Origin of the sequence: Pseudomonas farsensis, assembly GCF_014268805.2 — a bacterium.
Taxonomy (GTDB): Bacteria; Pseudomonadota; Gammaproteobacteria; order Pseudomonadales; family Pseudomonadaceae; genus Aquipseudomonas; species Aquipseudomonas farsensis.
Map to the genome: position 1 here is coordinate 1,119,588 of NZ_JABWRF020000002.1, position 9,685 is coordinate 1,129,272.

General features: G+C 61.5%; 10 protein-coding genes. 2 read left to right on the top strand and 8 right to left on the bottom strand.

Annotation, left to right across the window (positions count from 1 at the left end; all coding sequences use genetic code 11):
* Positions 1-17: 17 nt before the first annotated feature.
* Positions 18-587, bottom strand: a complete 570-nt coding sequence (plsY, locus tag HU719_RS14275; protein WP_186518312.1) for a glycerol-3-phosphate 1-O-acyltransferase PlsY — start codon at positions 585-587, stop codon at positions 18-20.
* Between the two features lie 74 nt (positions 588-661).
* On the opposite strand from plsY, the gene folB reads away from it, so the two are divergent.
* Entirely contained in the window at positions 662-1,018 is a 357-nt protein-coding gene (gene folB, locus HU719_RS14280) for a dihydroneopterin aldolase (protein WP_186518309.1), read from the top strand.
* On the top strand, positions 1,009-1,518 hold the full coding sequence (gene folK / locus HU719_RS14285; RefSeq protein ID WP_186535138.1) for a 2-amino-4-hydroxy-6-hydroxymethyldihydropteridine diphosphokinase: 510 nt from the start codon (positions 1,009-1,011) through the stop codon (positions 1,516-1,518). Before folB ends, folK begins: the two co-directional genes overlap by 10 nt.
* Positions 1,519-1,532: 14 nt before the next feature.
* Here folK and HU719_RS14290 read toward each other — a convergent pair whose 3' ends face one another.
* From HU719_RS14290 to apaG, 7 genes are all read right to left on the bottom strand, one after another.
* A complete protein-coding gene (locus HU719_RS14290) occupies positions 1,533-2,639 on the bottom strand; it encodes a multifunctional CCA addition/repair protein (RefSeq protein ID WP_186535137.1) in 1,107 nt (368 codons plus the stop codon).
* A 59-nt stretch (positions 2,640-2,698) separates the two neighbouring features.
* A complete protein-coding gene (locus tag HU719_RS14295; protein ID WP_186535136.1) occupies positions 2,699-4,267 on the bottom strand; it encodes a SpoVR family protein in 1,569 nt (522 codons plus the stop codon).
* Positions 4,264-5,535 carry a YeaH/YhbH family protein gene (locus HU719_RS14300; RefSeq protein WP_186518301.1) on the bottom strand — a complete coding sequence of 424 codons (1,272 nt, stop codon included), beginning with the start codon at positions 5,533-5,535 and terminating at the stop codon, positions 4,264-4,266. The genes HU719_RS14295 and HU719_RS14300 overlap by 4 nt, the downstream gene beginning before the upstream one ends.
* A gap of 152 nt (positions 5,536-5,687) precedes the next feature.
* Positions 5,688-7,610: a PrkA family serine protein kinase gene (locus tag HU719_RS14305; RefSeq protein WP_186518299.1), complete on the bottom strand. Its 1,923-nt coding sequence runs from the start codon at positions 7,608-7,610 to the stop codon at positions 5,688-5,690.
* A gap of 282 nt (positions 7,611-7,892) precedes the next feature.
* Positions 7,893-8,222, bottom strand: a complete 330-nt coding sequence (gene glpE / locus HU719_RS14310; RefSeq protein ID WP_186535135.1) for a thiosulfate sulfurtransferase GlpE — start codon at positions 8,220-8,222, stop codon at positions 7,893-7,895.
* Positions 8,219-9,100: a symmetrical bis(5'-nucleosyl)-tetraphosphatase gene (locus HU719_RS14315; RefSeq protein ID WP_186518295.1), complete on the bottom strand. Its 882-nt coding sequence runs from the start codon at positions 9,098-9,100 to the stop codon at positions 8,219-8,221. Before HU719_RS14315 ends, glpE begins: the two co-directional genes overlap by 4 nt.
* Positions 9,100-9,480 carry a Co2+/Mg2+ efflux facilitator ApaG/CorD gene (gene apaG / locus HU719_RS14320; RefSeq protein WP_186518292.1) on the bottom strand — a complete coding sequence of 127 codons (381 nt, stop codon included), beginning with the start codon at positions 9,478-9,480 and terminating at the stop codon, positions 9,100-9,102. Before apaG ends, HU719_RS14315 begins: the two co-directional genes overlap by 1 nt.
* Positions 9,481-9,685 lie beyond the last annotated feature (205 nt).

The following is a 9,685-nucleotide window of genomic DNA, read 5'->3' on the forward strand; positions in this document are numbered from 1 at the left end:
GATTGCCTGCGAGCGAATCAGAAATGCCGTTCGCGGCCGGCGAACAGGTCCCGCAGATTGCTGCGGTGCCGCCAGACGATCATCACCGTCAGTACGCTCATCGGCAACAGCGCGGCAGGTTCGCGCCAGGCCAGCAACGGCAGCGTCAGTGGCGCGGCAATAAGCGCCGCCAGCGAGCTGGTGCGGGTCAGGCGCAAGGTCAGCAGCCAGGCGCCGATGGCCAGCAGCGCGGCCGGAAAGTACACGCCCATGAGCATGCCGGCGGCAGTGGCTACGCCTTTGCCACCTTTGAAACGGAAGTACAGCGGAAACAAATGGCCGAACACGGCGCATACCCCCACCCAGGCCTGCGCTTGCAGGTCGAGCCCGGCCAGGCGTGCAAGCAATACCGGCAGCAAGCCCTTGCACAGGTCGCCAAGCAGGGTGAGGATTGCCAGCTTGCGCCCTGCCAGGCGCAACATGTTGGTCGCACCGGCATTGCCCGAACCGCTGCAACGCGGGTCGGGGCTCCCATTGAGGCGGCTCAGGACGATGGCGAAGGACACAGAGCCAAGCAGGTAGGCAAGCAGCGCCAGTGACCAAAACATGCTAACTATTCCGGGCGAGGACGCCCTGATTCTAACGGCGCCCGTCGCCCTTGTCGTGCAGTGGAGAGAAGTGCTTGGACAGAGTGTTCATCGAAGGCCTGGAAGTCGATACCGTGATCGGTGCCTATGACTGGGAGCGTGATATTCGCCAGTGCCTGCGCTTGGACCTGAGTTTCGCCTGGGACAACCGCCCGGCGGCTGCCGGCGACGACCTCACCCTCGCGCTCGACTACGCCAGCGTTTCGGCGCGGGTCCAGGCGTTCGCCGAGCAGGCGCGCTTCGAGCTGGTCGAGACCTTTGCCGAGCGCCTGGTGGCCGTGCTGATGGCCGAATTCAACATTCCCTGGGTGCGCCTCAAGTTGACCAAGCCCGGCGCCGTGCCGGCAGCCCGTGGCGGTGTAGGCGTGGAGATCGAGCGCGGATGTCTCTGAGTACGGTTTACCTGGGCCTGGGTAGCAATATCGAGCGCGAACGGCATTTGTGTGCCGGGCTCGATGCGCTGGCTGGCATGCTCACCGATATGCGCTGTTCGGCGGTTTTCGAGAGCCAGGCGGTGGGTATCAAGAGCGGGCCGTTCTTCAACCTGGTGGTCTGCGGCAAGACGGCTGTGCCGCTGCACGACCTGAGCCGCCGGCTCAAGCACATCGAGGCCGAAAACGGCCGCTATGCCCCGGACCGCAAGGGCCTGCCACTGGATATCGACGTGCTGATGTATGACGGCCTGCACGGCACGTTCGAGGGGCTGACGCTGCCCCGGGCCGAAATCCTCAAAAACGCTTTTGTGCTTTGGCCGCTCTCGCTGCTGGCCCCGCAACTGCTGCACCCGGTGGCCGGCAAGACAATGGGCCAGCTGTGGGCCGAGGCTGATATCGATCAGGTGCTGGCACCGGTGCCCTTCGAATGGCGTGGAGTGCAGCTGACCCAGGGCTGAGTCAGCGGGTGCACTTAGCGCTGGGTGTAAGCCTGCAGCGCTTTAAGCCTCTCGCCTTTGAGGGCCTCGCCCAAGCCCTGCCCGGTGAGCCTTTGTTCCACCAAGGGCTTCACATCCACCGCGCGTGCCGCCGCCGCTGCGCCGCGCAGGTAGTCAGCTTGTGGATAACTCGGCTGGCCATGCCCCAGCGCGGCCATTTCGCATGCGCCGATGAACTCCTCGAAACGCTGCGGGCGCCGGTAGATATCAAACCTCTGCAAAATCTCCAGCAGTTGTTCGGGTGCAAGGGTCAGGGCCTGATCGGCTTTTTCGGCAAACTCCCCAACCAGCACCGCCAGTTCCTGGCATTCACGTGGCGCCTTGAAACGCTGGTTCAGCGCTTTGACCGATGCAGGCTCCAGCCCACGCAGCAAGCACGCCCAGCGTACTGTCAGCGGTTGCTGATGGCGTGCGGCCTGGCGCAGGGCTGCAAGCGTATCGGGGCCATGCACAAGCTCGGGCATCAGTTCTTCAAGGGCTGCGCAGCTGCGCAGCACCTCGATGAACACCTGCGGCTCGGCTTCCATCAGCGCCCGCTCGATTTCCTTCCAGCTGCGCTCTGCGGTCAGCGCCTGTAGCTCACCGGACGCTGCGATCTGGCGCATCAACGCCAGGGTTTCATCGGCCACCTTGAAGCCCAGTGGCGCGTAGCGGGCAGCAAAGCGGGCCACGCGCAGCACGCGCAGGGGGTCCTCGGCGAATGCCGGGGAGACATGGCGTAACAGGCGGTTATCCAGATCTGCCTTGCCGTGGTAGGGGTCGTGGAGCTGGCCGCTGGCGTCTTCGGCCATGGCATTGATGGTCAGGTCGCGGCGTACCAGGTCTTCTTCGAGGGTCACCTCGGGGCTTGCGTGGAAGGTGAAGCCGCCATAACCGCGCCCGCTCTTGCGCTCGGTGCGCGCCAGAGCGTATTCCTCGCCGGTTTTGGGGTGAAGAAAGACCGGAAAATCAGCGCCCACCGGGCGATAGCCCAGGGCTTGCATCTGTTCGACGGTAGCGCCGACCACCAGCCAGTCGACATCGCTGACGGTGCGGTCGAGCAGGCGATCGCGCACGGCGCCGCCAACTTTGTAGATCTGCATGTGAAACCTCCCTTGCTGGCGACAGGATACCCTGTCGACAGCAAGGGCGGCGCCTTGCGCTAGAGGTGGTGCACGATTGCCAGGTCCATGCGCCCGTAATCGCTGGCTTCGCCATGTTCGCTGCGCGGGGGCATGTGATGGGTTTTCATCACCTGGTCGCCCTGGACCGTTTCAAGGTGGATATCGAAGCCCCACAGGCGATGCAGGTGCTTGAGCACCTCGCCGGTGGACTCACCGAGCGGTTTGCGATTGTGCTGTTGGTGGCGCAGGGTCAGCGAGCGGTCGCCACGGCGGTCGATGCTCCAGATCTGTACGTTCGGTTCACGGTTGCCAAGGTTGTACTGCGCCGCCAGTTGCTCGCGAATCACCCGGTAGCCGGCGTCGTCGTGGATGGCCGGTACCAACAGGTCATCACGCTGGTCGTCATCCAGAATGCTGAACAGCTTGAGGTCGCGAATGACCTTGGGCGACAGGTATTGCAGGATGAAGCTCTCGTCCTTGAAGCTGCTCATGGCAAATTTGATCGTTGAAAGCCAGTCTCCTCCGGCGATCTCCGGGAACCAGTGGCGATCTTCATCGGTTGGGTTTTCGCACATGCGGCGTATGTCGGTGTACATGGCAAACCCCAGCGCATAGGGGTTGATGCCGTTGTAGTAGGGGCTGTCGAAGCCTGGCTGGAACACCACGCTGGTGTGCGACTGCAAAAACTCCATCATGAAGCCTTCGGTGATCAGGCCTTCATCGTAGAGGTCGTTCATCAAGGTGTAGTGCCAGAAAGTCGCCCAGCCTTCGTTCATGACCTGGGTCTGGCGCTGCGGGTAGAAGTACTGCGCAATCTTGCGCACGATACGCACCACTTCGCGCTGCCAGGGTTCCAGCAGCGGGGCGTGTTTTTCGATGAAATAGAGGATGTTTTCCTGAGGCTCGGCCGGGAAGCGCGCATCGTCGCGCTCGCCGCCTTTCTCGCTGCCTTTGGGGATGGTCCGCCACAGGTCGTTGATCTGGCGCTGCAGGTGTTCTTCGCGGTCCTTCTGCCGGCGGCGTTCTTCTTCGGCAGAAATCGGGTAGGGGCGTTTGTAGCGGTCGACCCCATAGTTCATCAGCGCGTGGCACGAGTCGATCAGGTCTTCCACGGCATCGATGCCGTGGCGCTCCTCGCATTGGGCGATGTACTGCTTGGCGAACACCAGGTAGTCGATGATCGAACTGGCGTCGGTCCAGGTGCGGAACAGGTAGTTACCCTTGAAGAAACTATTATGGCCGTAGCAGGCATGGGCGATCACCAGTGCCTGCATGCACATGGTGTTTTCTTCCATCAGGTAGGCGATGCAGGGGTCTGAGTTGATGACGATTTCGTAGGCCAGGCCCATCTGCCCACGGGTGTAGGACTTCTCGGTGCTAAGGAACTGCTTGCCGTAGGACCAGTGGTGGTAGCCCAGCGGCATGCCCACCGAGGCATAGGCATCCATCATTTGCTCGGCGGTGATCACTTCGATCTGGTTGGGGTAGGTATCCAACGCGTAGCGCTCGGCCAGGCGGCCGATTTCGCGGTCGTAGGTCTGGATCAGCTCGAAGGTCCATTCCGAGCCAACTGAGATGGGCTGGCGTCTCTGTGCTCTGGCGGTCATGTGGCTAACCTGCGCTGGAAGAGTTCACGGAAGACCGGGTAGATGTCGCCGGCCGATACCAACTGTTGCTGGGCAAAAGTGTCGGGGAACGCATCGCCGATGCGCTCGTATTCGTACCACAGCGCCTGATGCTCGCGCGGGGTGATCTCGACGTAAGTGTAGTACTGCACGTGGGGCATGATCTGTTTGGAGAGGATCTCTCGGCAGATGGGCGAGTCGTCGTTCCAGTTGTCGCCGTCGGAAGCCTGGGCGGCATAGATGTTCCAGTCGCTGGCCGGGTAACGTTCGGCCATGACTTCCTGCATCAGTTTTAGTGCGCTGGACACAATGGTGCCGCCGGTTTCTCGGGAGTAGAAGAATTCCTCTTCGTCGACCTCGCGGGCGCTGGTGTGGTGGCGGATGAACACCACTTCGATGCGGTCGTAGTTGCGCTTGAGGAACAGGTACAAAAGGATGAAGAAGCGCTTGGCGATGTCCTTGGTGGCCTGGGTCATCGACCCAGACACGTCCATCAGGCAGAACATCACCGCCTTGGAGCTGGGGTTGGGCTGCTTTACCAGCAGGTTGTACTTGAGGTCGAAGGTGTCGAGAAACGGCAGGCGGTTGATACGTGCCTTGAGCCGCTGAATTTCGGCCTCGGTATCCTGGATATCAGTGAAATTGTCGGGCTCTTCGCTGCGCAGGCGTTCGAGCTCTTTCTGCGCCTCGCGCAGCAGCGCACGGCTGCTGCCCGTCAGCGCGATGCGCCGGGCGTGGGCTGAGCGCAAGGTACGCACGATATTGATACGCGACGGGTTGCCTTCGTTGGCAATGCCGGCACGCACGGTCTTGAAGGTGTCGGTACCGGTCAGTTGGCGTTTGACCAGGTTCGGTAGTTCGAGGTCCTCGAACATGAACTCAAGGAATTCTTCCTGGGTGATCTGGAAGACAAAGTCGTCCATGCCGTCACCCGAGTTGCCGGCCTTGCCGCGCCCACCGCCGCCGCCACCGCCCTGGGGCCGGGCAATGTGTTCGCCTGCGGTGAATTCCTTGTTGCCGGGGTGAACGGTGGTCTGCTTGCCACCACGGCCGTGGTGCAATACGGGCTCGTCGATATCACGGCCGGGGATGCTGATCTGCTCGCCATGCTCCATATCGGTGATGGAGCGGCGGCTTACGGCCTCCTCGACTGCCTTTTTGATGTGCTCACGGTAGCGGCGCAAAAAGCGCTGGCGGTTGACCGTGCTCTTGTTCTTGCCGTTCAGGCGTCGGTCGATTACGTAGCTCATAGGCCCTCCGGTGACTGGGCGCAGCAGCTGCCAAGCTGCAAGCGGCGAGCTTCAAGCTGCAAGAAAGAGCAGCCACCGCTGCTGCAGGTTGCAGCGCAGGTGCCAGCCCTGCGCTGAGCAGCTTGCAGCTTGCGGCTAATAGCTTGCCGCTGTTACTGCGATTTTCTGACCCGCAGGTACCATTCCGACAGCAGGCGCACCTGCTTGTCGGTGTAGCCGCGCTCGACCATCCGGGTGACGAAGTCGTTGTGCTTCTGCTGGTCCTCCTTGCTGGCCTTGGCGTTGAAACTGATGACGGGCAGCAGGTCTTCGGTGTTGGAGAACATTTTCTTCTCGATCACCACCCGCAGCTTCTCGTAGCTGAGCCAGCTCGGGTTCTTGCCATTGTTGTTGGCCCGGGCACGCAGCACGAAGTTGACGATTTCGTTGCGGAAATCCTTCGGATTGCTGATGCCTGCGGGCTTCTCGATTTTTTCCAGTTCTTCGTTAAGGGCAATGCGGTTGAGGATTTCGCCGGTTTCCGGGTCGCGGTATTCCTGGTCCTGAATCCAGAAGTCGGCGTACAGCACGTAGCGGTCGAAGATGTTCTGGCCGTACTCGCTGTAGGACTCAAGGTAGGCGGTCTGGATTTCCTTGCCGATGAACTCGATATAGCGCGGCGCCAGGTACTCTTTGAGGTAGCGCAGGTAGCGCTCGCGCACCTCAGCCGGGAACTGCTCCTGCTCGATCTGCTGTTCCAGCACATACAGCAGGTGAACCGGGTTGGCGGCCACCTCGTGAGGGTCGAAGTTGAACACCTTGGAGAGGATCTTGAAGGCAAAGCGGGTCGACAGGCCGTTCATGCCCTCGTCGACGCCCGCCGAATCGCGGTATTCCTGGATCGACTTGGCCTTGGGGTCGGTGTCCTTGAGGTTCTCGCCGTCGTACACACGCATCTTGGAATAGATGTTGGAGTTGTCCGGCTCTTTCAGGCGCGACAGCGCGGTGAACTGGGCCAGCATCTTCAGCGTATCTGGCGCGCAATGGGCCTTGGCGAGCGAGCTGTTGATCAGCAGCTTGTCGTAGATCTTGATTTCGTCACTGACCCGCAGGCAGTACGGCACCTTGACGATGTAGATCCGGTCGATGAACGCTTCGTTGTTCTTGTTGTTACGGAAGGTGTGCCACTCCGATTCGTTGGAGTGGGCCAGCAGAATGCCGGTATAGGGGATCGCGCCCAGGCCTTCGGTACTGTTGTAGTTACCTTCCTGGGTGGCGGTCAGCAGCGGGTGCAGCACCTTGATCGGCGCCTTGAACATCTCGACGAATTCCATCAGGCCCTGGTTGGCCCGGCACAGCGCGCCCGAGTAGCTGTAGGCGTCGGCGTCGTTCTGCGGAAACTCTTCGAGCTTGCGAATATCCACCTTGCCGACGAGCGCAGAGATGTCCTGGTTGTTCTCATCGCCAGGTTCGGTCTTGGCAATGGCGATCTGGTTGAGGATCGAGGGGTACAGCTTGACCACTTTGAACTTGCTGATGTCGCCGCCGAACTCCTGCAGGCGCTTGGTGGCCCAGGGCGACATGATGGTGTTCAGGTAGCGCCGCGAGATGCCGTATTCCTCTTCGAGGATGGCGCCGTCCTCGGTGGCGTTGAACAGCCCCAGTGGCGACTCGAATACAGGTGAACCCTTGATGGCGTAGAAGGGCACCTTTTCCATCAGTTGCTTGAGCTTTTCAGCCAGCGACGACTTACCGCCGCCGACGGGGCCGAGCAGGTAGAGAATCTGTTTCTTCTCTTCCAGGCCTTGGGCGGCGTGGCGGAAGTACGAAACGATCTGGTCGATGCACTCTTCCATGCCATGGAAGTCGGCAAAGGCTGGGTAGCGGCGAATCACCTTGTTGGAAAATATTCGCGACAGCCTGGAGTTGGCGGAGGTGTCGATCAGCTCCGGCTCGCCAATGGCCATCAACAGCCGTTCGGCCGCCGATGCGTAGGCGCTGCGATCCTGTTTGCACAGGTCGAGATACTCCTGCAGCGACATTTCTTCCTGGCGCGTGGACTCGAAACGTTGTTGGAAGTGGCTAAAAATGCTCATGACGTCACCTCGCTCGATACGTGGAGACGACGCCGGATCAGTCAGCCGATGCTGGCATGCAACCGGTTTTGCCGGTTGCCGTATACCCCCCAGAACACCCTGTAACGCTACCGATGACCCGCACGCCGGTGTACCGGCTCTCCCCTGTTTTGGATGGCCTGAACTTAAGAGTAGTTGGTTCTGGGGAAGGTCAAGGGCGGGGAGTGCGCAAGATGCCTTCGACCGTTTGTCTGGTCGGGCGCTAGCCCGCACGGAATGCGGGCTGGAGTAAAAATGAAAAAATTATTCGGCGCTACCCTGGGCTGTTTCGGCCGGGTAGGTGGCGCGCCACAGTTCAAAGCCACCGTCCACGCTGTAGACGTCGGAAAAACCTTGGCCAACCAGGTAGGCAGCGGCGCTCTGGCTGGAATTGCCGTGGTAGCAGACAACCAGTGTAGGCGCGTCCAGGTCGGCGCTGCGGATGAAGTCGGCGACTGAGTGATTATCCAGATGAGTGGCGCCGGTAATGTGCCCGGCGGCATATGCCCCGGCGTCGCGGATATCGACCACAACCGCACCTTGTGCGCGCAGGGCCAGGGCTTGCTCGGGGGGGATGCGCTTGAATTCTGTCATGGTGCGGTTCCTTCAGGGCTGTGCAGCGCGGCAGCGGTAGGCGCTGTTGGGCGGGGGGTACCCTCGCGGGTGCAGTCGCAACGGTGGTAGGCGCCGCTGTCGACGTTGTACAGGGTCATCGCGCCGCCCCACACGCAGCCGGTGTCCAGGGCGATTACGCCGGGCACATCAACGCGGCCTTCAAGGGCGGCCCAATGGCCGAAAATGATTTTTACGTGGCGAGAGCGCCGATCGGGGTGATCGAACCAGGGCTTGTAGCCTTTGGGCGCGCTGTCCAGGCCCTCCTTGCTCTTGAGGTCGAGCTTGCCGGTGGCGGTGCAGAAGCGCATGCGTGTGAAGTAGTTGGTGATCACCCGCAGGCGTTCGATGCCGGTGAGGTCCTTGCTCCACTTGTTCGGCTCGTTGCCGTACATGCCGTCCAGAAACAGCTTGAGACGGTTATCGTCACGCAGCACTTGCTCGACTTCGGCGGCCAGTTCCAGCGCTTTGCCGAGGGTCCACTGTGGCGGGATGCCGGCATGGGCCATGGCGATGCCACGTGCCTCGTCGTAATGCAGCAGCTTTTGCTGGCGCAGCCAGTCGAACAGCTGGTCGGCATCCGGCGCCTCGATGATTTCGCGCAGTGTGTCGCTTTTTTTCAGGCGTTCGACGTTGTGCCAGGCGGCAAGCAGGTGCAGGTCGTGATTGCCGAGCACGCACACCAGGGCCTGGCGGATCGAGTACAGGTAACGCAGGGTTTCCAGCGATTCGGGGCCACGGTTGACCAGGTCGCCCACCAGCCACAGACGGTCGACGGCCGGGTTGAAGTGAACCCGTTCGAGCAGGCACTTGAGCGGCTGCAGGCAGCCCTGCAGGTCGCCGACGGCGTAGGTTGCCATCAGTGCAGGGCCCCGGGTACGGCAAGGCGGAACGGTGCGATGTCGGCATCGAAGCGTTTGCCGTCTTCGGCGAACATCTGGTAGCTGCCCTGCATGGTGCCGACGCGGGTGCTGATGACTGCACCGCTGCTGTAGGTATGGCTCTGGCCGGGCTCGATCAACGGTTGCTGGCCGACAACGCCGGCGCCGCGTACTTCTTCGACCTCGCCGTCACCGTTGGTGATCAGCCAGCGGCGCGACATGAGCTTGGCCTTGAGCGTGCCGTGGTTGTGCACGGTGATGGTGTAGGCAAAGGCGAAGCGACTGCTTTCGGGGTCGGATTGGTCTTTGAGATAGCGGGTCACGACGCTGACGTCGATCTGATAGCGGGGGTCGGACATGCAAGGGCCTTGGGCGAGCTGACGCAATAACGCAGTCTAGGCCATTGCCGGGGGTTGAGGCCAGTGTGTGCAAGCCCGTTCCGGCCTCATCGCAGGCTGGCGCCAGCTCCCACAGGAATCTGTGCCAGACCTTGAAGTTGCTGAGCAGCGCGGTCCCCGTGGGAGCTGGCGCCAGCCTGCGATGAGGCCAGCACAGGATTGTACA